The organism is Borrelia sp. A-FGy1 (assembly GCF_014084025.1).
Taxonomy (GTDB): domain Bacteria; phylum Spirochaetota; class Spirochaetia; order Borreliales; family Borreliaceae; genus Borrelia.
Map to the genome: position 1 here is coordinate 780,291 of NZ_CP043682.1, position 23,440 is coordinate 803,730.

The window sequence follows — 23,440 nt, forward strand, 5'->3', positions numbered from 1 at the left end:
GTTTTGGATTTTGTTTCAATAAGGTTCCTAAATGTCGATTTTAAATTTATGCTATGTTTTTATTGTTTGTTGGACTTGAAAGGAGAGGTTTATGCTTTTGTCTAGGAAAATAAAAGATTATGAGGCTAAGTATAAAGGTAAAGAAATTAAAATGAGTACTGAGATAAACAGTTTTCTTAATATTAGAAATACTGTTGAGATGAAAGTTGGTAGTTATATAGCGTATGGAGTGATTTATTCTATTTCTATGAATAGTATTAAGATTATTTTTCAGGAAGATTCAATTTTACGGACTTTAGCTGGAAATAGAAATTCGGGAAATATTCAACTTAGAAGATTTGATGATTTTGAAAATAATTCTTTTTTTATACCATCCTTAACGGTTAAGTTATCAAATACATCTGATTATCCTTCTCAGGAGAGGAGCTATAATTTATTGACTTTAGATTTTTTATCTCCTATGCCAGAAGAATTTGCTGTTAAAGTTGGCAAACTTCTTGATTTAAAGCTTGGACAGAATCAAAGAATACATGAGCGTATTATTGTTGATAAAGATTCACTTAGAAAGCTTAAGCTTGATTCAGATAAGGCCTTTATTGAATTTAATGGAGTTAAGCATAAATGTCTAATTAAGGATTTGTCTTATGGAGGAGCATTATTGATTTCTTACTTTGAATATGAAGAAGTAGAAGAAAAGGAAATTAATTTAACTTTAAATTTTAATATTGCAGATAAAGAAGTACCTATTAAGGGGAAAGCAAAAAATTTAAGTGTTATTCAAACTCCTAATGGTAAAGTTTTAGCTTTAGGAATTGCTTTTTATGAAGAAGAAATTCCTATTGAATATACCATGTTGATCCATGACTATTTTAATTAAAAATTTGTGCTTGAGAGGTTGTTTTTATTATTTTCTTTCAGTGAATATTATAGGATTTGTATTTTTAATTATGTAGTAGAATAATGTGAACGTTAATATTTAAATAAACTTATAGTTATTCTTATTTCAGTATCTATATTATTTTTAAAATAGAATTCCAAGAATGCTCATGTTTTTATGTTAATTTTGTTTTTAATTTGTCGAAGTATCTAGGATGGATAAGGGCTTTGAAAATAAGAGTTAATGCTTAATATTATATTTTAAGAAATAAATTTATTTAGACTAGCTTTAATAAGTCTGTTGTTAATTGAGTAACCAATTTCGTTGTTGTGAGTAAATTCAGCAAGTATTTTTTTATATTTTCTCTCAGATTCTACAAATTCTTTGTATATGTTTTTTGCATATTCTTCGAGAGTATTGTATACAGAAATGTTTTCCATATCCCAAAACCTATTAAGCCAATATAAATTAAGAGTATCTCTCATAATAAGTATTCTTGTGTTTTTATCTTCTGCATATTTTCTTATATTGTCTTGTTTTTTAAATAAATAAACAGGTATTCTAGGCCTATAATGTTCTAGTAAGTTGCCAGGGGATGCAGATATTCTTTCTGACCCTATGGCGTAATCTACTTTAAATTCTTCCTTAAGTACTTCTTGTATTTTTTCTTTTGTAATTGAACCTGGACGTAAGATTAATGCATTCCCTTTATCATCAAAATCTACGACAGTTGATTCTATACCAATATTTGAGAATCTATCATGTTTTATTATTCCTTTAACTAGTCCATTAAGCTCTCGGATTGCCATTGTAGAATTCGTAGCACTAGGACGTCTTGACAAGTTGGCAGATGGTGCTACTATTGGAACTCCGCTCATTTTAATTAATTTAATAGCTATAGGTTCTCTTGGTATTCTTACTGCTATGCTATTGAGTCCTCCACTTGCAAATTTAGAAATCTTGCCAGAACTCTTTAATATAAATGTTATAGGTCCTGGCGTAAACTTTTGCATTAATCGCAAAGCACTGCTGGGGATATATTCTGAAAGTTCTCTTATTTTATTTATTGAGTCAACATGAACTATCAATGGATTTGTTATGGGGCGCTTTTTAACTAAAAAGATCATCCTTACAGCATCATCTCTATATGCATTAGCTCCAATTCCATACACTGTTTCTGTAGGAAATACTACTAATTCTCCTTCTCTTATATACTTTGCTGCTCTCTCTATGTCTTTCCATTCTATTATTTCTGTTTTCATTTATTTGATCCTTAGCCATATTTTATAATATTATTTATTAATATTTTTTACTCTAATAAAAAATTAATAAAAATATTAATAAATAATAATTGTGTTAAGTTAATAGATAGCTTAAATTTACTTTTGAAAATCTTAAATTTTATATTATAATGAACAACATGAGAAGTTTGATTAATCTTTATAACTTTATTCTTATTTTTTCTATTTTATTTTTTGTTGTTATGGAATTGAATAGTGCTACTGTAGGTCTTGCTTCTTGGTATGGAGAAGCTTTCCATGGAAAAGTTACTGCTAATGGGGAAAAATTTGATATGACGGCTCTTACTGCTGCTCACAAAGAGCTTCCATTTAATACTGTTGTAAGAGTTACTAATTTATTGAATAATAGGGTTGTTGTTGTAAGGATTAATGATAGAGGACCTTTTAGAAAAGATAGGATCATTGATTTGTCAAAATCGGCTGCTGAGAAGCTAGACTTTTTAGGAATAGGTGTTGCTCCTGTAAAAATTGAGGTATTGGAAAAGTTAGATGAAAAAAAAGGTATAGCAAAAGAAAATAATGAGTCTTTAAATACAGTAGATTCTTCTAAAAAGGAGGAGCCTGATATTAGTTCAAATTCGAAGTTAGATAAAGATATTCTTATAGAGAAAAAGGAAAATAATGAAAATGGTGTTGCAGCTAAAACTAAGCTTTTAAATGAAATTGAGATGGAATCAGATTTTTATATACAGGTTGGCTCTTATAAAATGAAAGATTATGCTGAAAAAGCTTATAGGGCACTGCAAAGGGTTGGTTTAAATGTCTTAATAAATGTTCATGGCCCTTTTTTTACAGTTTTTATCCCTACTTCTGCTGATGATGTACATAAAAATGTTGAACTTATTAAATCTACAGGGTACAAGGATATTTTGGTAAGAAAGACTAAGATCTTGGGAGATAGATTAGCTATAGAATAGTGTTTTGTTCTATTTTTTGAAAAAAAATATCTATTTTTAATTTTATATTTTCAAATTTTGAATAATAGTAATCTATATTTGGCAAGGATTTTAAGAAAAGTTTCCCATAAGTCTTCTCAAAAATTCTTTTATCAAAACATACTATAATTCCATAATCTTTTGAATCTCTAATTAGTCTTCCAAACCCTTGTTTAAATTTTATGATTGCTTGAGGTAATATTTCTTTTCTAAAAAAATTTTCTCCTGTTTTAATAGCTAATTCGTTCTTTGCTATTAAAACAGGATCTGAGGGAGTCTGAAATGGAAGTTTGGGCATTATTACCATTGTCAATTTATTTCCTTTAATGTCTATTCCTTCCCAAAAGTTCTTAATTCCTATAAGTACACTTTTTTTTTGTGATTTTTTGAAGGAGTTTATTAATTCATATTTTGGCAAATCTCCTTGTATAAAAAGATTTATATCATTTACAAGTAAAAAATCTTTAATTGTTCTCCCTATATATTTTAAACTTTTAAATGAAGTTAAAAGAATTAAAGTTCCTCCTTTATTTAGTAATACAAGTTCTTTAATGTATTTTATTGATTGACTTAAAAAGTTTTCTTCATTATTTGGATTTTCAATGTCAGATGTAACTACTAGCATTGATTTTTCTTTATAAGGGAAAGAATATGGTATTTTTTCATTTACTATGTCTTTATCACTTAAGTTTAATCCTGTTTGGTTTAGAAAATATGAAAATGATTGATTTATAAGCAGAGTAGCTGAGGTAAAAATTATTCTTTTTGCTCTTTTATGCATAATTTTATTTAATACAGGACCTAAATTAATCTCTGAGGTTTTGAATGTAACTATATTTTTTTTATTTTCTATCCAAAAACAAAAATTGTCATATTTGTTTAATGAGATGAAATCTTTAATTAATATTTCTTTTTCTTCTATATTTTTAATTAGTCTTTCAAGTTCAATTTTTGCTGTTTTATTTTCAATTTCTTGCGTTATTGATACCATAGATGACCTATAACTTTCTAGGCTATAAATTATATCCTTTAAGTATGTTTTAATTCTTATGTAGAAATCGGTTTTATGTGTATTTCTAGTTATCCTATAAACAGAAGGTAAATTTTTTTTTGTTCTTATTGTATAATCTATACTTTCAAAGTTTAGCATTGTTGCAATTTCAAAGTTTTTCTTGTATATACCGCTTATGTTTTGTCTTTTAATTATTTTATCTACTTTTGAAAAAAGTTGTTTTAAACTAATTTTTGAAAAACTTTTGCTAAATAGAGATCTTGCAGCTTCTTCTAGATAATGAGCTTCATCAATTATTATGTTTTTTATATTAGGAAGAATTAAGTTGAGCTCCTCTTCTATATCATTTTTTTCCGAAATATCTTCATGATTTTCTTTTTCTTTTAATATTTCGTTTCTTATGTAGATATCATTTAGGAGTAGATGATGATTAGTTACTATAATATCACATTCTGATACTTTTCTCCTTGCTTTTTTGAAGAAACATTTATTCTCATCAGGGCAAGTAATTCCCGAACATGTTTCGGTATTAGATGATACTTCTTCCCAAATTTTCTCATCTACAAAATTAAGTTCGTCTTTATCACCAGTTTGTGTATTTTTTGCCCAATGAAATAATAATTCCAGATTGTTTTTATTAAATGTATGCATTATTAGATTTCTTTCAAGTTCTTCAAGTCGACGAAGACATAGATAATTTCTCATTCCTTTAATAAGTCCAAACTTTATTTTAAAGGGAATGATTTCACTTAAAGATTTAATGTCCTTTTTAATTAGTTGTTCTTGAAGATTAATAGAGGCTGTTGAAATTATGACTTTTTCTTGTGTTTTTTGAATGAAATCAATAGCAGATATTAAATAAGCAAGGCTTTTGCCAGTTCCTGTTGGTGCTTCAATAACTAGAAAATTTTCATTGTTGAAGGCTTTAGTTACTTTTTCTATCATTCTGAGCTGTGGTTCTCTTTTTACAAATCCTTTGATATTTAATTCGGCTTTTTTTAGTATATAGTCAATTAAATTCAATTTTATTGATAATTCCTTTTATTAATTTTTCAAATTCTTTAGATACTTTTGCTGAATTTATCTTAACTTCTTCGTGATTTAAAATTTCCTTTTGATTTCCTGATGCTAGGTTTGTTACATTTGAAATTGCTACTGTGTTCATTTTTAGATATGCTGCTATAATTATTTCAGGTATGGTTGACATACCAACTAAATCTGCACCTATTGTTTTGAAAAAACTTATTTCGGCTGTTGTTTCATAACAAGGCCCTGAAACTGCAAGATAAACACCTTCTTTAATATTTTCCTTAAAAATATTCTTATAAACATTTCTTGTTAATTCAACTAAATTTGAATTACTGTAAATTGAATTTAATTCTTGAAATCTTACTCCTAAATTGTCATCATTTATTCCAATCAAGGGATTGATTCCCATAAAATTTATGTGGTTATTTATTAATATGAGATCATTTATTTTAAATTGACTATTAATTGCTCCTGCGGAATTTGTAATGATTAAATTTTGAACTCCAAATTTTTTTGCGAGTAATATAGGCATTATTATTTCTTTAGGGTGATAACCTTCGTAATAATGAAATCTTCCGGAAAAAATAGCTAGGTCTTTATTAATGTTTAATGTACCTTTATGCCCATCTACAGTTGGTATTGGAAATTCTTTTATATCTTTATAAGGGATTTCAATACCATTCTCACATATTTCGCTTAATTTGCTAAGTCCAGATCCAAGTATTATTGCTGTTTTTGGCTTAAATTCTGAATTATATTTGATTGAATCATATGACTTATCTATTCTTTTGTTGATTTCTTTGAAATTCATCCTATTCCCTTCTTTACCATGGTGTTTTCTTATTATATATTTATTTTATGAATTTTTTAAACAATATTATTCGTCCGGTTATGATTTTAGCTCCTATGGAAGATGTAACAGATACTGTTTTTAGGAATTTGATTCATTTAATAGGTAATGGAAAGGATGAGCCTGATATTTATTTTACTGAGTTTATTTCTGCTTCGGGTCTTGTAAGGGGATCTAAGCGGTCAATGCAACATGTTTTAACAAAAAAGGATGAATTGAATCGACCCTTAATTGCTCAAATTTGGGGTAAAAATCCTGATGATTTTTTTAATGCCATAAAAATTTTAAGAAATTTAGGATTTTGGGGGGTTGATCTTAATATGGGTTGCCCTAAGAAGAAGATAGTTAAGAAGGGTGTATGCTCTGCTTTGATTTTAAATAAATCCTTAGCCTATGAAATAGTAATGGCTAGTAAGGAGGCGTGTTTAAAGTTTGGATTGCCTCTTAGTGTAAAGACAAGGCATGGATTTTTTTATTCTGAAGTTGAGGATTGGTTAGGATTTTTACTGAAATTGGGTGTTGATATGCTTACAGTACATCCAAGACTTGCTGTCAATCAAAATGAAGGCTCCATAGATATTAATGTTTTTGATGAAGTTGTTAAATTGAAAGATAAGATTAATCCTTCTACATTAATTATTGGAAATGGAGATGTTTTAAGTTTGAAACAAGCAGTTAGAATTATAGGAGATTATTCTATTGATGGAATAATGTTTGGGCGTGGTATTTTCAAAAATTTGAATTTATTTAAAAAAGATTCTCCTAACTTTTTGAGTAATAATTTAAACTATAGATTGAATATATTAAAATTTCATATAAAAGATTTTTATTCTACTTGGAGATTTACTAAAGATTTTAATAAACTTAAGAAATACTTCAAGATTTATTTTAATGAAAGTGAGAGGAACAGTGAATATTTTCATAATATTATGAGCTCAACTAATTATGAAGAGCTTTTTGAAAGTATAGGTTGAAGTGATTTTAGGGAGATTATGTTAATCAATGAACAATAAAGTTTCAGAAAAATATGATTCTAAGGTTTTTGAAGATAGGATTTATAAAAAATGGTTAGATAATAATGTGTTTAGCCCCAATGATAGGCTTAAACATAAATTTAGTATGGTAGCTCCTCCTCCAAATGTTACAGGCATTCTTCATATGGGGCATGCTCTTAATTTTACCTTGCAGGATATTCTTGTTCGCTATATGAGGATGAAGGGAAAGAGTACGCTTTGGCTTTTTGGAACAGATCATGCTGGTATTGCTACTCAATCAGTTTTTGAGAAACAGCTTAAAGAGCTAGGAAAGAATAAGGATGATTTTACTCGTGAAGAATTTATTGATGAGATTTTTAAATTCAAAAATAAACATAGAGAAATAATTGTTAGCCAGATAAAAAAACTAGGTGCTTCTTATGATCATTCAAGAGAAAGATTTACTCTTGATGACGAGGCTTGTAGGGCTGTTAATAAAGCTTTTGTTGATTTGTATAATAAGGGATTAATTTATAGAGGAGAATATCTTGTAAATCTTGATCCTGGATCTGGAAGTGTTGTTAGCGATGAGGAAGTTGAATATATAGAAATTATTGGAAAAATTTACTTTATTAAGTATTTATTGGATGATGGCAGTTTTATTAAGGTTGCAACTACTAGACCTGAAACTATGTTTGGTGATGTTGCTGTTGCTGTTAACCCTATGGATTATAGGTATAAATCTCTGATTGGTAGAGAGGTTATAGTTCCTATTGTAAATAGAAAGATTAAGATAATAGGGGATGATTATGTTGACATGGAATTTGGTAGCGGTGCCTTAAAAATAACTCCTGCACATGATCCTAATGATTTTGAAATTTCAAAAAGGCATGATATACCTAAAATAAATATCTTAGATAAAAATGCAAGACTTAATAAGAATGTTCCCGTTGGATATCAGGGTTTAAGTGTAAGAGATGCAAGAGCTAAAATAGAAAAAGAATTAAAAGATATAGGATTATTAATGGATGTTAAAAATCATAAGCATAAAGTTGGACATTGTCATAGGTCTGGAGAAGTTATTGAACCTTATTTATCAAATCAGTGGTTTGTGAGAATGAAACCTTTGGCTTTAAAAGCTTTAAAGGCTTTAGAAGAAGATAAAATTAGATTTTATCCTAAAAAGTGGGAGAATACTTATAAACATTGGTTGTTAAATATCAGGGATTGGTGTATATCTAGACAGTTAGTTTGGGGTCACAGAATTCCTGCTTGGTATGATTGCAAAACAGGAGATGTTGTTGTTAGTGAGAATGACCCTTCATTAGGTGAGAAGTATAAAGACAGGAATTTTACTAGAGATATAGATGTGCTTGATACTTGGTTTTCTTCTTGGTTATGGCCATTTTCTTCGCTTGGATGGCCAGAGTATACCCTTGATTTTAAGAATTATTATCCTACAAATACTTTAATTACTGCTTATGACATAATATTTTTTTGGGTGGCAAGAATGGTTATGGCGGGAATTGAATTTACAGGTCAGGTTCCCTTTAGAGATATATATATAACACCTCTTTTAAGAGACAAACACGGGAGAAAGATGTCAAAATCTTTAGGCAATGGAATAAATCCTATTGAAATTATCGAAGAATACGGAAGTGATGCCTTGCGTTTTACTGTTTCTTTCTTATCTGTTCAGGGTCAGGATTTAAATATTGATAATAAAGATTTTGTGTTTGGTGCTAAGTTTGTAAATAAAGTATTTAATGCATCTAAATTTATTTTATCAAATTTGGATGGCAGGGTTATATCAGATAGATTAGATTTAGACGATATTGATAAGTGGTTACTTGCAAGTTTAAATTCTACTATTGTTTCTCTAGAGTGTGCTTTTAAAAATTATAAGTATAATGAGGCTACAAAATTAATATATGAATTCTTTTGGAATGATTTTTGTGATTGGTATATTGAAATCAGTAAAATTAATTTGAACAGTAGAGATAATAGTATTCAAAATATGACTATTTCTAAGTTGATTTTTTTCCTTGAAAAATCTTTACTTTTAATGCATCCTTTTTTACCTTTTATTACTGAAGAGATTTATTCTAAGCTTCCATCTTCAAATGGCGTATTAGTTTTAGCAAGTTATCCTGAGACTACAAATCAAGAAAAATTTGAAGAAGAATTTGAAAGTTTTAATTCGTTTAAAGATTTTGTTATATCTATTAGAACTCTTAGAAGTGAATTTAATATAGTACCGAATGTTAGGATAAATGTTGCTTTAAAGTTTGACCATGCTTTCAAATATGAGAGATATTTTAAGGAACATGAGCATATTGCAAAAAAACTTATTAACTTTGATTATGTATTTTACAATCAAAACTATGAAAATATGATAGGAGTACCTAATATTGGTTTTGAAAGTTTTGCAGACATTAAAAATTTAATAGATACTGATAAGGAGCTTTCTAGGCTTTCTAAACAATTGGATAAATATGAGAGACTTAAATCATTAACTTTAGTTAAGCTTAAAAATCAAAATTTCTTGTCAAATGCGCCTAACGAGATTGTTGAGTTAGAGAAATCAAAATTAGAAGAGTTTGATTCTTTTATTTCAAAAATTAGTCATTATATTGAGAATTTAAGTAATTGAAAAAACTTTGCATAAGCTATCTAATATTACATTAGATAAGCATAACTCTTAATTTTTGTTTAAATTTTTTAATATTTTTGTGTTGATTTTTCATTTATTATTTTTTTATTTTGTTATTGTTTTTATATTTCAATTGCAAATTTTAGGTTTTAATGTGAAATTATACTCATAGATTTTTTATATCTTTTTAAGATTTTTTAAGATTTTATCTAAATTTTATTTTTACATTGTAACAATTATTGTCGATTTTGCTTCATTCTTATAGTTCTTGTTACTAAACATTCAAGAAATATTCTGTGTTTGACCATTGAATTTTTTATAAGCATTCAAACAGGGTTCATTGTTTTTTGTTTTAGTGAAAGAAATACTAGTTTACTTTATATAGCTTCAAGAAGTTTAATTTTTGAAGCTTCTATTAAATTCAAAATTTTCTTTTACAATTTCAATATAATGATTTGAAATCTTTTTTAGTGAATTTTTAAGCTTTGAAAGAGCAAATTTAGAATTTATCATGAAATTAAAAATTAAGGCATTTGATAATTAAAAGAGGGTTTTATACCAGATAGGGGGGGGCATGCTTTTTAAATTTGATTAAGTTTAATATCTAGAGTTTTATCTAGTTTTTCAGACACAATTTCATAATACTTTTCTATTCATTAGATTGCTCTTTGCCTTTTTTTGTGCTTTTATCATATGTCTTTTATTCATGAACCCTTTTTCTATAGAATAATTAAAATTTGCAAGTTTTAATCTATCTTTTACAATTTTGGCTGAGGAAAATGTTGAAAGCTTTGTGTTTGCTTTGCTCTTTTGTGAAATTAAAGTAAATATTTCATTATTCCACATTCTAGGATTTTTATTAGGACTAAAACCATCTAGGAAAAAATAGTCTATGTATTTGGGAACCTCTTTAAGTTTTTCTTTCGCATCTCCAATTAATATTTTTAAATTAACATTTTCTGTTATTTTTAACTTTATATTTTTTTTTGGTATATTTGGGTACTTTTTAAGTAGTGTTCTAAAATAATTTAGTTCTTGGTTAAAAAACTTTGATATTTCTTTGATTTTTTCTTTTCTTAATGGAAACTTTTCAACTGAATAGTAATTAATCTTTGCATTAATATGATTTTCTTTTAAGTGTTTTAAAAGTGCTATAAAATTAAGTCCTGTCCCAAACCCCAATTCTACAATGTTGGCAGTTTTTAAATGGGGAAGCTCTTTGTCTAGATTACAACCTTTGATGAATACATAAGTGCTCTCTTCAATTCCAAACTGTGCGTGGTAATAAATATCATCAAATTTATTTGAATATATAGTCTTACCTTTAAATATTAATTTATTCATTCATTATTCATTTAATCAATTAATCAACACCTTTTCTAATTTTTAAAATGTAAACTTTAAATATATTCCAGGTAAAAAGCCTTATTTTTTTAGAAGTAACTAAAGAGAAAAAAAATACCCAAAAACTTCAATTGCTTGATTAGAATAATATTTAATATCTTTTTGAATAAGCTTAAAATTTTTCTTGAGAGAAACTAAGATAAAAACTTAGTTTCTCAGTTTATTCTTCTATTATAGCTATAATCTCTTTTGCCTTTAAAATAAGGTGTTCCTTATCCTCAATCTTAACAGCAGCACCAGCATACTTTTCATAAAGCACAGTGTCTCCAACCTTAACCGTAATTTCTTCCTTGTTAGAGCCAATAGCTATAACTGTTCCAACATTTGTTTTCTCTTTTGCATTTTCTGGTATATATAATCCTGAGATTGTTTTACTCTCAGCTTCTTTTATCTTTATTAAAACTCTATCAGCTAAAGGTTTAATATTTTTCATCTAAAACATCTCCTTGATTTGATAATATAATATTACGAAAAAATGAAGTATTAAGTCAATATGTTTAGGCTATACTTGAAACTTATTCTAATTTTAAAGATAATTTTTGTAGTAAGATACAAATTTAGGTGGGGAAATAGATTGATAACAGTAAGTAATTTGGAAGTTGCATTTGGAGATAGAATTTTATTTAAAGAAGTTAATATTAAGTTTGCTCCTGGAAATTGTTATGGAATTATTGGGGCTAATGGTGCAGGCAAAAGTACTTTTTTGAAAGTTTTGGGAGGAACTATTGAGGCTAGCAAGGGTGATATTTTTATTCCTAAAGGGCAAAGAATGGCTGTACTTGAGCAAAATCAATTTGCTTATGATAATTTTAAGGTAATTGATACTGTTATAATGGGTCATAAGAAGCTTTATGCTATTCAAAAGGAAAAGAATGAAATTTATGAGAAGCTTGATTTTAGCGATGAAGATGGTATTAGAGCTGGAGAACTTGAGGCCGAATTTGCAGAACTTGGCGGTTATGAGGCTGAGTCCGAGGCTGCAATTCTTCTTAAAGGACTGGGTATAGAAGAATCAATTCATGGGAGCTTAATGAGAGATATTGAAGGAGCTTTAAAAGTAAGGATATTATTAGCCCAAGCTCTTTTCGGTGATCCTGATATACTACTTCTTGATGAGCCTACTAACAATCTTGATATTCAGTCAATTAGGTGGTTGGAAGAATTTTTGATTAGTTTTGAAAATACTGTTATTGTTGTGTCGCATGATAGGCATTTTTTAAATCAAGTTTGTACTCATATTGTTGATATTGATTATGGCAAAATACAAGTTTATATTGGTAATTATGATTTTTGGTATGAAACTAGTCAGCTTTTGAATAAGCAGTTAAAAGATGCAAAAAAAAGAACGGAAGAAAAAATTGCAGAACTTAAAACTTTTATTCAAAGGTTTTCAAGTAATGCTTCAAAATCTAGGCAAGCAACTTCAAGAAAAAAATTAATTGATAAGATTAAGATTGAAGATTTAAAGCCCTCTTCTAGAAAATTTCCTTATGTTAACTTTAAGATTGAGAGAGAGCTTGGCAAAAATGTCCTTTCAGTTAAGAATTTAACTAGAGAATTTGAAGGACAACATATTTTAAATAAGTTTAGCATTGTTGTGGAACCTGGTCAAAAGGTTGTATTTTTAGGTAATCCAATTTCAGTAAGTTTTCTTTTTGATATAATTACTAATAAAGATAGAAATTATAAGGGGCATTATGAGTGGGGTTCTACGGTTAATTTTGCATATTTTAATAAAAACAATGAAAAATATTTTAATTTGGATTTAAGTCTGGTAGATTGGTTAAGACAGTATTCAAAGGAGCAAGATGAAACTTATATTAGAGGATTTTTAGGAAGAATGCTTTTTAGTCAAGATGAAGCTTTAAAGAAAGTAAGTGTTCTCTCAGGGGGTGAAAAGGTGAGGTGTATGCTTGCAAAGATAATGCTTAGTGGAGCTAATGTATTATTGTTAGATCAGCCAACTAATCATCTGGATCTTGAAGCTATTACATCTTTAAATACGGGACTTCAAGAGTTTAAAGGAGTTGTTTTGTTTACATCTCATGACCATCAGTTTATTGATACTATTGCTAATAGAATTATTGAATTTACACCAAATGGTATAATTGATCGTTACATGACTTTTTCAGAATATATTGATAACTCTAAAGTTAGAGATTTGAGAGCTGAGCTTTATGAGGGTCAGTCTAGCTTAATACTTTAATAGTAATTGATTTTTTTAGGATATTTTTAATTTTGATTAAAATTTTTTGTATATTTTTATTTTTTATTTCTTATTTTTTTCTATCAGCAGACGTTAATCTTTATTTTCAAAAGGCTTTAACAGGAAAAATAATAGGTAACCCTATACTAGATGAAAGACGTAATACAATTACTGTACTAACCAAAGATAAATGGCTTGTAACTTATAATATGTCTTTGGAGAAAAAATATTCTTATAGAATAGATAGAGCTACTTATCCCTTTCTCTTAAAGGATTTTGGTAATGGATATTATGTTATAACAATTCGTAATGAAGTTCAAAAGATTAGAAGGGGGCAACTTGCTTGGAGGTATAGATTAAGCTCTTCTCCTATAAAAGCTCCTTCAATAGGTAATGACTATATTTTAATTCCTCAGAGTAATTCGAAAGTTGTTGCACTAAGACTTAAAGATGGACATAAAATTTTTGAGGTTAATATAGAGGGAAAGGCTGCAACTTCTGCTGTTGTTCTTGGTAATGGCAATTTTTATATTGCAAATGAAAATTGCACAATGTTTTCTTTCAGTTCTTTAGGTATAAATTTATGGAGTGTTCCTCTTATATCTTATCCTAATGTGTTCATGATAAATACTAATAATGATATTATTGTAGGTCATCAATCTGGAGATGTTGTTATTTATGATAGTGATGTAGGAGAGGTTTTAGATTCTCTTATTCTAAATTATCCTATTAATTTTTTGTTTGAGAAATTTAACGGTGAGTATATTGCAGTATCCAATGTTGGAGTTTTGTTTAATTTAAGTAGAAATCTTGATCTTAAATTCACTAAAAATATAGGGTTTGATATAAAAGAGGCTGTTCTTTATAATAATAAAAATCTTTTTATTGCCGTAAAGCCTAATGGAGCTTTATCTCTTAATGAATATTTTGAGCCAGTTGATAGATATGATAATATGAAAGAAATATCTGGGCTTAGTGCTAATTTTGGAGTAATTGCTACAGGTGATCTTAGTTGGATATTAACTACTTATTATTATGAATATAAAGATGAACTTGATGTTAAAATTTGGAATCATTCGTTAGGAAATAGATATCATCAAAATAGAATAGATTACATAGAAAAGACTCTAATAGATTATGATGAAATTTATTTGTCTCTTGATGGAATGTTAAATGCTGAATATAGTAGAAGTACTTATAATAAATTTATAAATACTCTATATTCTCTGGTTATTAGATACGGGAATCTTCCAAAGAAATATTTAGATTTATATAAAAAAGCTTTTGATAATTGGCTTTTCCCTAGAGATGGTATTGATAGAATAGCACAAAGGGGGGAGCTTTATAAATATTTTGTTTATGTTAATGATAAATCTTCAATTAAGAGTTTTATAAATATGGCAATTAAGGAAAAAAATATCAGTAATATAATTGAATTAGTTAAAAATGTTGCTAAATTTGAATGTTATCATGGACAGGAAGATCTTGTGTATAATTATATACAGTATGTTATATTAAATTACCAAGGAAATTTAGACATAGCATATGCTGTTCTTTTGAATTTGCGAAAGATAATTTTGAATTCTACAAAAGATATTCTTAAAATTTATAGGGATAAGTGTTTGACTTTGTTGAAATTTATAAGAAGGCAAAACTTTTCTGAGAAAATTAATAAGCATATTAATGAAATTATTGCTATTCTTTAATCTATTTTTTTGATAAGGTTTAAGTTGCGGTTTTACATTACTTGTTATGTTAAAATTTGGGTTTAAATTTATTCTTATTTAGTTAATAATAGGAATATAATTAACTATAGGAGAATTTTATGATGAAAAGAATATGGATAGTACTTATTTCTTTCTTTATTTTGTTAAATTTTTTTACTCTTCATGCTAAAGAGGTTGATAAGGATAGATTGAAAGATTTTATTGATATGGATCTTGAATTTGTGGACTATCGGGGTTCTTATGTTAACACGAATACATATGAACAGATAATAGGAATTGGTGAATTTTTAGCTAAGAATTTAATTAATAATAAATCTAATTACTACAACAAATATTACATTAATAGATATATTGATGAGAATGACGAGAAGAGCAGTACTGATATTTTTCTTATTGGTGATGGATCTGCTCTTGATAGTATTTTGAACCTTAGAAGAATACTTATGGGATATTTGATGGGAGTTTTTAGTTACAGTAAAGGTAGTGCAGCTTTATTAGCTAAAGCTATTACAATATACAATGCTGTTTATAGAGGAGATTTGGACTATTACAGTGAATCTTATATTCAGTCTTCTCTTAAAGATATAACTAAAGATAACGTTGGGCTTTCTAGGGTTTATAGTCAATGGGCTGGCAAAACTCGTATTTTTATTCCTCTTAAGAGAAATATTTTATCAGGAAGTATTGAATCAGATGTTGACCTTGATAGAATAGTAACAGACAGAGTAATATCAGCTCTTTTAAGCGAGAATGAAAGTGGTGGTACGGATTTCGCAAGGGATATTACTGATATTCAAGATGAAATTCATGATATAGATCAGGAAAAAGTTGATAATGAAACTGACATTTTAAAGAGTATTCAAGACGAGTTAGATGAAGATATAGAAGATTTGAGGAAACAATTAGAAAAGTCTACTAGTGAAGAAGAGAAGAAGGAAATACAGAAACAGATAGAAGAGAAGAGAAGCGAGAAGGAAGCTTTAGAGAAGAAGGGAAGTGAACTTAAAGAATCCCAGGATAAGTTAGATAAAAATCAAGAGAAGTTAGAAATTCAAAGAGATATAGTAAAGGAAAAATTGCAAGAAAATATTGATGAAGAGAACAAGGGAAAAAATTTACCAAAGCCAGGAGAAATAAATTCACCTAAAGTAAATGAGGAGGATGAGAAAGACGAGTTAGATGAAGATATAGAAGATTTGAGGAAACAATTAGAAAAGTCTACTAGTGAAGAAGAGAAGAAGGAAATACAGAAACAGATAGAAGAGAAGAGAAGCGAGAAGGAAGCTTTAGAGAAGGAGAGAAGTGAACTTAAAGAATCCCAGGATAAGTTAGATAAAAATCAAGAGAAGTTAGAAATTCAAAGAGATATAGTAAAGGAAAAATTGCAAGAAAATATTGATGAAGAGAACAAGGGAAAAAATTTACCAAAGCCAGGAGAAATAAATTCATCTAAAGTAAATGAGGAGGATGAGAAAGATGAGTTAGATGAACAGATCGGAAAAACAGAGGATGGCATTAATTCTAGTGCAAAAGGTGAGTCTAATATTTCATCAGATTCACAAGTAGTAAATTCTAAAAAACAGCCTATAGGTCAGGCTGACATAGATAATAAAGCATCTATTGAGAATAATAAAAATAAATCTGTTTTTTTAGAAATACTTAATCCAAGTACTAATTTGGGAGTGCTTCAATTTATTGATTCTAGTGGAAATAAATTGGAAGAGACTTCTCAATATGGGATTAGAAGATATGGTATTTATGAAAGAGCAAGTGATTTGGTAGCTATAAAGCTTTGTTCAGGTATTGCAAAGCTTCAACTGCTTAATAAATTAGAAAATTTAAAAGTAGAGGATGAATCACAGTTTGAATTAAATAGAAATTCATCTCTTTTTGTTGATGCAAAAATGATTTTAGTAGTCGTTAAAGATAATAATGTTTGGAAATTGGCAAAATTTTCTTCAAAAGATTTGAGTAATTTTATTCTTTCAGAGGATGAAGTTTTTCCGTTTACAAGCTTTAGTGTTGGTGACAAGTATGTTTATTTACAAGATGCGTCTAAAAAGATTATTAGTTTGGATTTAAAAACTTTAAAAAAAGTATCTTAGTTTTTACCTATTTTTATTTTTATTTTTAAAATAAAATCTAGAGAAGGACTAATTGCTTATTTGCTTGATTTATTGAAAATCGGGACGGTGGGATTCGAACTCACGATCCCCTGCTCCCAAAGCAGGTGCCTTAGCCACTAGGCCACGTCCCGTGAAAACGCGCTAATTAGGGCTCGAACCTAAAACCTACAGATTAGAAGTCTGTTGCTCTATCCAATTGAGCTATTAGCGCCTTTTAAAACTAAAATTGAGTATATCATGTTAAAAACGCCTTGTCAATAAAATATTATTGCTTAATATTTTTAATATTTTATAATTTTATTGTGATTGATATTGATTTAATTGTAAATGAAACTTTATCTAAGTATCCAAATGTTATGCCTTTTTTAAATTTTAAAAATAATTATGAACTTTTAATAATGGTGATTTTAAGTGCAAGAACAACTGATAATATGGTTAATAAAATTGCACCTGGTCTTTTTAAAAGATATGGAGATTTTGAAAGTTTAGCCAATGCTAATATAATGGAGGTAGAAAAATTAATTTGTAAGTTGGGTTTGTATTCAAATAAATCTAGAAATATCATAAACTGTTCACGTATGCTTTTAAAGAATTTTAAAGGCATTATTCCAGATAATATTTTGGATCTTATATCTCTTCCAGGTGTAGGTAGGAAAACGGCTAATGTTATTCTTGGTATTGTTTATAATAAACCTGTTATAATTGTAGATACTCATTTTAGCAGGGTTGTTATTAGACATGGCATTACTCTTGAGAAAATGCCTATGAAAATTGAGTTAGATTTAAAGAGTAAAATACCTTCTGAAAAACAATATATGTTTTCTATGGCTATCAATAGGCATGGGAGAGATATTTGTACATCTCGTAATAAAGATTGCAAGAATTGTTTCTTAAATAAACTTGCACCAAGACTTATTTAGGTTTAAGATGAAATAAAATTCATATGGTTTTTAAGTTTTAAGCTTATTAAGGCTAATATTATATTGATTAATATCAATATGAACAGAGGGTTTCCCCATACCCAAAAATATTCTCTTCCCATTTCCATATAGCTTAAAAGTTCTCCAAGGCTTGGATAAAATCTTCTATCTTCTTGTTGTATATAATTTACTACTTCAAATGTAGTTAGGCTTTTTGATATTTGGAGAGGAATTATTGATGATATTGATGAAAAAATCTCTGGGAATATATGGTATATTGTTAATCTGAACTTACTTGAACCCATTGTTTGACTTGCTTTAACATAATCAAGATTTTTTATTATTAAAGTGCTGTTTCTTGTTGCAAATGAGAATGGGATCCATCCGTGTATTAAAGCTAAGGTAAGAGAGACTTCTAATATATTATAATTTTTATATTTTGAAAAATAGTAGAAAATTAATATTAATATGTAGGAGAATGGTAATGTTTGTAATGATTCTATTAATTTTGATATTAGCATACAAGTTTTAAACTTAAAACTTCCAATTATTATTCCTACAAAAATTCCAATAAATGTAGAAATTGTTGCGTAGCTAAATGCAAGTAAAATAGAGTTTCTAGTTGCAAGTATTAGTCTTGCCATTATATCTCTTCCTATTTTATCCGTTCCTAGAGGATTGTTAACGGTAGGTAGTTGCGGAAGTTTATTTGTTGTTTCAATATATATTTTATTTGGATCTTTTTTGTATATTGCAAATTTTGAAGTTTCGTTAATTAAAAGGGGAAGTGATATTAATATTAAAATTAATATTCCTAATAACATAAGGTATAATTTTTTAAATTTTTTCATTATTATGTAACTCCTTTATAAGGATTGATTTTGTATATTAACATGTCACTTATTAAGTTTGATATAAGCATAATAAAAACTCCAATGAATATTAGGTCTTTATAAATAATATAATCATTATTTTTGATGGCATTGATTGTTAGAGAGCCTATTCCGTCAATTCCAAACATTTTTTCAATTATAGATGTTCCAAAAAAAGCTGTTGCAAGAGTGGACCTAAGATTTGTGATTATCGGAATTAATGAGGGTTTTAATGCATGGACTAGTATTATCTTAATTTTTTTAAGTCCTTTTGATTTTGCAGTTATTATGTAACAAGCAGATAGATTTTTGTGTAGAGCTTGTTTGAAAATGACTGCATTAAATATGAAAAATGAAAAAAACCATCCAAACCCACCTATTATTGAGTTTTTTGGATTTATATTTAGATAATAGAGTGAAGAAATTAGTAATATTACAGTTAAATTTCTTGGTAGTGAGTTTAGAAATAGCATTATATAGTCTAAGATATTATCTATACTTTTATTTTTTACAGATAAAGTCCAAGCAATAATAAAAGAAATTGAAATTAAGTAAGAAAATACAATTCCTGGGATTGATATTTTCAATGTGTTTTTTATTTTATTGAAAATTACTTTTATTGTTGACTTTCCTTTTGTGAGTGGTGAATAGGAAGGGGTTCCCCATATTAGTCCCTTATATTTTATTTTATATACTATATATGAATTACCTGCAATGTGCTTAGCAAAATAATTTTTACTTAGAGGTATATTAGCGTCCAAATCATATACTATCTTATAGCTTTCAATACTTTTAAGTAGTCCAATGTATTCTAGATATTCTTTAAATATATTTTTTCGAATAAATGGAATATTGTAATTGTTATTTGAGAATATGTTTAGCAGTGATACACAAAAAAATGTTGATATAATAATATTTATTAATGTAAGGAACATATTTTTTAAAATAAATGTAGCTATAAGTTACCTTCCTTTATTAATAATTTTAAGACTCTCCAAATAACTTAATACAAAATAAAAAATTAAAGATATGACTATTGATATTAAGTAAAAATTTTTATCTATGTTATTATTTTTGTGTGTATTTTTTAAGTGTAGAATCTTTCCTTGGTTGTAGTTTTCATTGTTATCTAAATTTTTTATTACTATGGAATTTTTGGGATAGTATCCAATTTTGCTTGCTTCTCTTAAGATTGCAGGTTTAGAGATTTGTAGATTTATATACCTTGTTTTTAATGTTTTCTGTGCTTCTTTCAAAGTTTCGATATGATTTTTCATTAAAATTAAATTATTGTGCAATTCTTTATAGTTAATAATCCCTCTCTCTCCAAATATTGGGATAATTATAAAATAGCTTATTAGACCTACATAAATTGACAATATTATTTTTTTTATCAAAAACATATTGTCTTGTAATTATATTCTTAATATATTATATTTACAAGTATATAGACTTTGAGATATGCGTCTAAGGTTTGTTAAATAATTTTGGAGAATAGAGTTAAGTATGTCAGATTATAAAAAAGCTTTTTTTATCAAGGAAGGTCCTAGAGAAGTTGATTTTGATATGGGTCGTATATTTTTAAATTCTTCATTTTCTGGCAGTAATGTTAAGCTATATTCTGATAAAATTAAAGAATTTTTAGATGAAAAGTTATTAGAATTAGATAGTTCTTTAAAAAAAAGACATGGTGAGTTAGTTAATTATTTAAGAGAAGTTGATGTTCGTATTTCAAGAGTTGAGGAGGGAATTCGTTATGGATTGGATTCTACTCATGCATTTGATGAACCTAATTTAAAAACTCCTGAAAATCTGCTTTCTTTAAATCATTCTAATAGTAAATTTGATAATTCATTTGGTGAATTTTCTTTAAGAAAAGAGAACAATTTGCCTAATATTGCAATTGACCAGGAAGAGTTAGATGCTCTGCTTGAAGGATTAAATGATATTTCAAAAGATAATAAACAAACTTTAAGTGAAAGTGATTTAGCATGTAGTTTAACTAAAAGTAGTTCTGATGAAGAAGTTTCTGGTATAGATTTTAATGCTTCAGGCGATATTAGTTTTCATAAATCTTTAGAGGAAGGAGGTGGCAATGAGATAGAAAATCTAGTTAAAGCAGAAAATGAAAATACAGAATCTTTAAATATTAGTTGTGATTTAAGAAAAGAAAGTAATTTACTAGATGGAAAATCTTCTTTTGCTTTAGATAATGCAGAGATTGATGCTATTTCTAGTTTAGATGTAGATAGTGATGATATTTCTTTTAGTTATGTTGATCTTGGCGGAGATTCTTCTAATAAGACCACAGACGGGGAAAAAATAGAAAAACAGGAAATAGAGAAACAAGAGGGAAACAGATTAGAGGAACTTGATTTTTATTTAAATGAGAGCTTTAATGAAGTAAAATTTTCTGATCAAAATTTAAAGCTTTTGAATAAAGAAGAAAAAAATGAGAGTTTGAGTTCGAAGGAGTTGGCTATTTTAGATGAAGTTTCTATTTCTGAAGTTAGTAATAACAAAAATGAATCTAATGAATCTGTTTATAATCAAAAAAAAGAAATTAATGATGTTTTTTCTTTTAAAGATCTTGGCAATTTTGATAATTTTGAAGATGTTTTAAAGACAGATTTAAACTGTTCAGACTTGCAGAAGTGTGTTGAGGGTTATTTTGAAGAAGAAAACCTTTATGATAATAAAGTAGATGATTTAGAGGATAAATTGGGGCAAAGTGAAAAAGTGAATTTATATTCTAAAGGACAAACAGAAGACAATTTAAGAGATAATTTATCTACTTTTAGTTTTGCTGAGGTTGAGAGGATAATAAATAAATTTGATGATAATGAATATTTGAGCAAGATTGGATTGAGTAGTGAAGAGAGAATAGTTTTAGTTAAGTTTATTGATAAACTGGAAGGAGATCTTGAATTTAGTCCTAGGGTTAGTAGTTTTAAGATTAGGCGAGAGTATGAAATTTTGCAGAAGATTAAGCGTTTATTAGTAAGAGAGTAGGAATTATTTGTTTAATAAAGTACTATTTTTTGTTTTTTATTACTGCAGTTCTACTTTTATTTTTAACTTTTTTTTATTTTATTAGCAAGTTTATAAATCAGATTGATTTTGATCTTGCTTATTTAACAGATAATATTAGAGCATATAATGTGAAATTTTTTAAGGATCTAGATTTAGAACAATATTTTGATAAAACTTTAGGAGAGCATGATTTAGTTAGTTCTTATTATTTATTATCGTCAGTTAATGGGATTTTAGTTTATAGAACAAAAGATAATTTTATTTATAAATTTTCAGATAAATTAGATCCAGTTCTTTTAAAGAAGAGCATTTTTATAAAAAAATTTAAGGTTAATTTTGAATTGGGAAATGATTTAATTAGTTTAGTTGTATATTATAATATCCTGCCAAAGAACAGGATATTATATATTTTAAATTTTTATCTTTTTTTAATGTCTCTTTTATATTTGCATTTTTCTATTTTTATATTGTACTGTATATATCGAAATACTAGTGTTCATGTTCTTCGTGATGATGTTGGTGATGGTGATCATGCTTCTCATCTAGATGATCTTCATTAGAATCATTATCAGTTGTTTTTATTTTTTTTTCTAAATTGAATACATCAAAAAAAGCCCATTTATTAGTACTATAGTAATAGTCTTCTTTATCTTTTTTAAGTAAAAGATTTTTATCTTTTTCATTTTTACTAAAATAAACATCAATATTGTTTATACTTTTGTTATTCCATATGACTTCAATGTTATATTGAAGCTTGTATTCCTTGATTTTATTTTTATTTATTTCAAATCCATCTGTTGTGAATTCTTTTATAATTTGTAATAGTTTTTCTTGTTTTAAAGGCTTTTCGTTAAAAAAATAAAGACCATCTTTTCTAAATACTTTGTAATTATTTTGTATTGCATTTTCTTCATCTTTGTTTGGTTTACTATGTACTGTTAGCAATAAACTTTCTAGGTCTATATTTTTTTCTCTAAAAAGTTTAGTATTTGCAAAGGTATTGTAAGAGTTTCCTTTATATGATAAGAAAATATTATTAGTTAAGTATACATTATCATCACTTCTTTTTATATAAGATAATCTAGAGTCTCCTTCTCCCGGGTTTCCAATAAATATTTCTGTCATCAAATTATTTTTATCATCAAAAAATTTAAAATCTGGGTTTTCTTTTATTCCTAGTTCTTTGTATTTTTGGGGATTTCTACTTACAAGTTTATTTTTTTGCAAATTTTCTAGAGCTTTAATCATAGAGGTAACTCTTCTCTCATCAATTGGAAGATTTATATCGTTGTATTTAAGCTCCCATCCTTTTACTGTTTTTGTAAGAGTGCCTTCAAGTTCTGTCTCGATTTTTACAATTTTAGTAAAATCAAGTTCAAATAATTTTTCTTCTAAAAGCCTTTTAGTTTGATTTTTGTTTGAAAATACTATTCCCGCTAAAAATGTACTTATTAAAATAAAAATTATTGCTATTTTTACGTATTCTTTTTTTTCTAACAATATGCATTTATTATTCATAAA

At 27.3% G+C, this 23,440-nt stretch carries 19 protein-coding genes and 2 tRNA genes; 10 read left to right on the forward strand and 11 right to left on the reverse strand.

Annotated features, from left to right (window positions below; all coding sequences use genetic code 11):
• Nucleotides 1-91: 91 nt before the first annotated feature.
• Nucleotides 92-877 carry a c-di-GMP-binding receptor PlzA gene (gene plzA, locus F0310_RS03630; RefSeq protein ID WP_182117573.1) on the forward strand — a complete coding sequence of 262 codons (786 nt, stop codon included), beginning with the start codon at nt 92-94 and terminating at the stop codon, nt 875-877.
• Nucleotides 878-1,137: 260 nt separating this feature from the next.
• Here plzA and F0310_RS03635 read toward each other — a convergent pair whose 3' ends face one another.
• Complete coding sequence (locus F0310_RS03635; protein WP_182117574.1) at nt 1,138-2,139, reverse strand: L-threonylcarbamoyladenylate synthase; 1,002 nt, start codon at nt 2,137-2,139, stop codon at nt 1,138-1,140.
• A 158-nt stretch (nt 2,140-2,297) separates the two neighbouring features.
• Here F0310_RS03635 and F0310_RS03640 point away from each other — a divergent pair, with 158 nt between their 5' ends.
• Nucleotides 2,298-3,095, forward strand: a complete 798-nt coding sequence (locus F0310_RS03640) for a septal ring lytic transglycosylase RlpA family protein (RefSeq protein WP_182117575.1) — start codon at nt 2,298-2,300, stop codon at nt 3,093-3,095.
• Here the strand turns inward: F0310_RS03640 and F0310_RS03645 are convergent.
• A complete protein-coding gene (locus F0310_RS03645; RefSeq protein ID WP_182117576.1) occupies nt 3,085-5,148 on the reverse strand; it encodes an ATP-dependent DNA helicase in 2,064 nt (687 codons plus the stop codon). The two genes, F0310_RS03640 and F0310_RS03645, sit on opposite strands and share 11 nt — an antisense overlap.
• Entirely contained in the window at nt 5,135-5,965 is an 831-nt protein-coding gene (locus F0310_RS03650) for a purine-nucleoside phosphorylase (protein ID WP_182117577.1), read from the reverse strand. Before F0310_RS03650 ends, F0310_RS03645 begins: the two co-directional genes overlap by 14 nt.
• A gap of 47 nt (nt 5,966-6,012) precedes the next feature.
• Between F0310_RS03650 and F0310_RS03655 the strand changes: the two genes are divergently transcribed.
• Complete coding sequence (locus F0310_RS03655; protein WP_182117578.1) at nt 6,013-6,978, forward strand: tRNA dihydrouridine synthase; 966 nt, start codon at nt 6,013-6,015, stop codon at nt 6,976-6,978.
• Between the two features lie 28 nt (nt 6,979-7,006).
• Nucleotides 7,007-9,631, forward strand: coding sequence for a valine--tRNA ligase (gene valS, locus F0310_RS03660; RefSeq protein ID WP_182117579.1), 2,625 nt, complete (start codon nt 7,007-7,009; stop codon nt 9,629-9,631).
• 636 nt (nt 9,632-10,267) lie between these two features.
• Here the strand turns inward: valS and mnmC2 are convergent.
• Both mnmC2 and groES read right to left on the reverse strand, forming a co-directional pair.
• Nucleotides 10,268-10,975, reverse strand: a complete 708-nt coding sequence (gene mnmC2, locus F0310_RS03665; RefSeq protein ID WP_182117580.1) for a tRNA (5-methylaminomethyl-2-thiouridine)(34)-methyltransferase MnmC2 — start codon at nt 10,973-10,975, stop codon at nt 10,268-10,270.
• A 220-nt stretch (nt 10,976-11,195) separates the two neighbouring features.
• Nucleotides 11,196-11,468 (reverse strand): co-chaperone GroES, encoded by a 273-nt coding sequence (gene groES, locus F0310_RS03670; protein ID WP_182117581.1) that lies wholly within the window; start codon nt 11,466-11,468, stop codon nt 11,196-11,198.
• 141 nt (nt 11,469-11,609) lie between these two features.
• Between groES and F0310_RS03675 the strand changes: the two genes are divergently transcribed.
• From F0310_RS03675 to F0310_RS03685, 3 genes are all read left to right on the forward strand, one after another.
• The gene (locus F0310_RS03675) at nt 11,610-13,241 is read left to right on the forward strand and encodes an ABC-F family ATP-binding cassette domain-containing protein (RefSeq protein WP_182117582.1); all 1,632 of its coding nucleotides are present in this window, start codon (nt 11,610-11,612) and stop codon (nt 13,239-13,241) included.
• 32 nt (nt 13,242-13,273) lie between these two features.
• Nucleotides 13,274-14,947 (forward strand): PQQ-binding-like beta-propeller repeat protein, encoded by a 1,674-nt coding sequence (locus F0310_RS03680; protein WP_232535947.1) that lies wholly within the window; start codon nt 13,274-13,276, stop codon nt 14,945-14,947.
• Nucleotides 14,948-15,069: 122 nt separating this feature from the next.
• Nucleotides 15,070-17,073 carry a P83/100 family protein gene (locus F0310_RS03685; RefSeq protein ID WP_182117716.1) on the forward strand — a complete coding sequence of 668 codons (2,004 nt, stop codon included), beginning with the start codon at nt 15,070-15,072 and terminating at the stop codon, nt 17,071-17,073.
• Nucleotides 17,074-17,152: 79 nt separating this feature from the next.
• Here the strand turns inward: F0310_RS03685 and F0310_RS03690 are convergent.
• Nucleotides 17,153-17,225 (reverse strand) — tRNA-Pro (locus tag F0310_RS03690).
• Nucleotides 17,226-17,231: 6 nt separating this feature from the next.
• A tRNA-Arg gene (locus tag F0310_RS03695) sits at nt 17,232-17,305 on the reverse strand.
• 73 nt (nt 17,306-17,378) lie between these two features.
• Between F0310_RS03695 and F0310_RS03700 the strand changes: the two genes are divergently transcribed.
• Nucleotides 17,379-18,014: an endonuclease III domain-containing protein gene (locus tag F0310_RS03700; RefSeq protein ID WP_182117717.1), complete on the forward strand. Its 636-nt coding sequence runs from the start codon at nt 17,379-17,381 to the stop codon at nt 18,012-18,014.
• 2 nt (nt 18,015-18,016) lie between these two features.
• Here the strand turns inward: F0310_RS03700 and F0310_RS03705 are convergent, their stop codons facing one another.
• The 3 genes from F0310_RS03705 to F0310_RS03715 are packed head-to-tail and all read right to left on the reverse strand — an operon-like array spanning nt 18,017 to nt 20,289.
• Nucleotides 18,017-18,865 carry an ABC transporter permease subunit gene (locus tag F0310_RS03705; RefSeq protein WP_182117583.1) on the reverse strand — a complete coding sequence of 283 codons (849 nt, stop codon included), beginning with the start codon at nt 18,863-18,865 and terminating at the stop codon, nt 18,017-18,019.
• A gap of 2 nt (nt 18,866-18,867) precedes the next feature.
• Nucleotides 18,868-19,821 (reverse strand): ABC transporter permease subunit, encoded by a 954-nt coding sequence (locus F0310_RS03710; protein ID WP_182117584.1) that lies wholly within the window; start codon nt 19,819-19,821, stop codon nt 18,868-18,870.
• Between the two features lie 27 nt (nt 19,822-19,848).
• Nucleotides 19,849-20,289 (reverse strand): septum formation initiator family protein, encoded by a 441-nt coding sequence (locus F0310_RS03715; RefSeq protein ID WP_182117585.1) that lies wholly within the window; start codon nt 20,287-20,289, stop codon nt 19,849-19,851.
• A 103-nt stretch (nt 20,290-20,392) separates the two neighbouring features.
• Here F0310_RS03715 and F0310_RS03720 point away from each other — a divergent pair, with 103 nt between their 5' ends.
• Nucleotides 20,393-21,898, forward strand: coding sequence for a hypothetical protein (locus F0310_RS03720; protein ID WP_182117586.1), 1,506 nt, complete (start codon nt 20,393-20,395; stop codon nt 21,896-21,898).
• A gap of 29 nt (nt 21,899-21,927) precedes the next feature.
• Nucleotides 21,928-22,479, forward strand: coding sequence for a hypothetical protein (locus F0310_RS03725; protein ID WP_182117587.1), 552 nt, complete (start codon nt 21,928-21,930; stop codon nt 22,477-22,479).
• Here the strand turns inward: F0310_RS03725 and F0310_RS03730 are convergent.
• Nucleotides 22,409-23,437 (reverse strand): DUF4340 domain-containing protein, encoded by a 1,029-nt coding sequence (locus tag F0310_RS03730; protein ID WP_182117588.1) that lies wholly within the window; start codon nt 23,435-23,437, stop codon nt 22,409-22,411. The two genes, F0310_RS03725 and F0310_RS03730, sit on opposite strands and share 71 nt — an antisense overlap.
• Nucleotides 23,438-23,440: the final 3 nt, after the last annotated feature.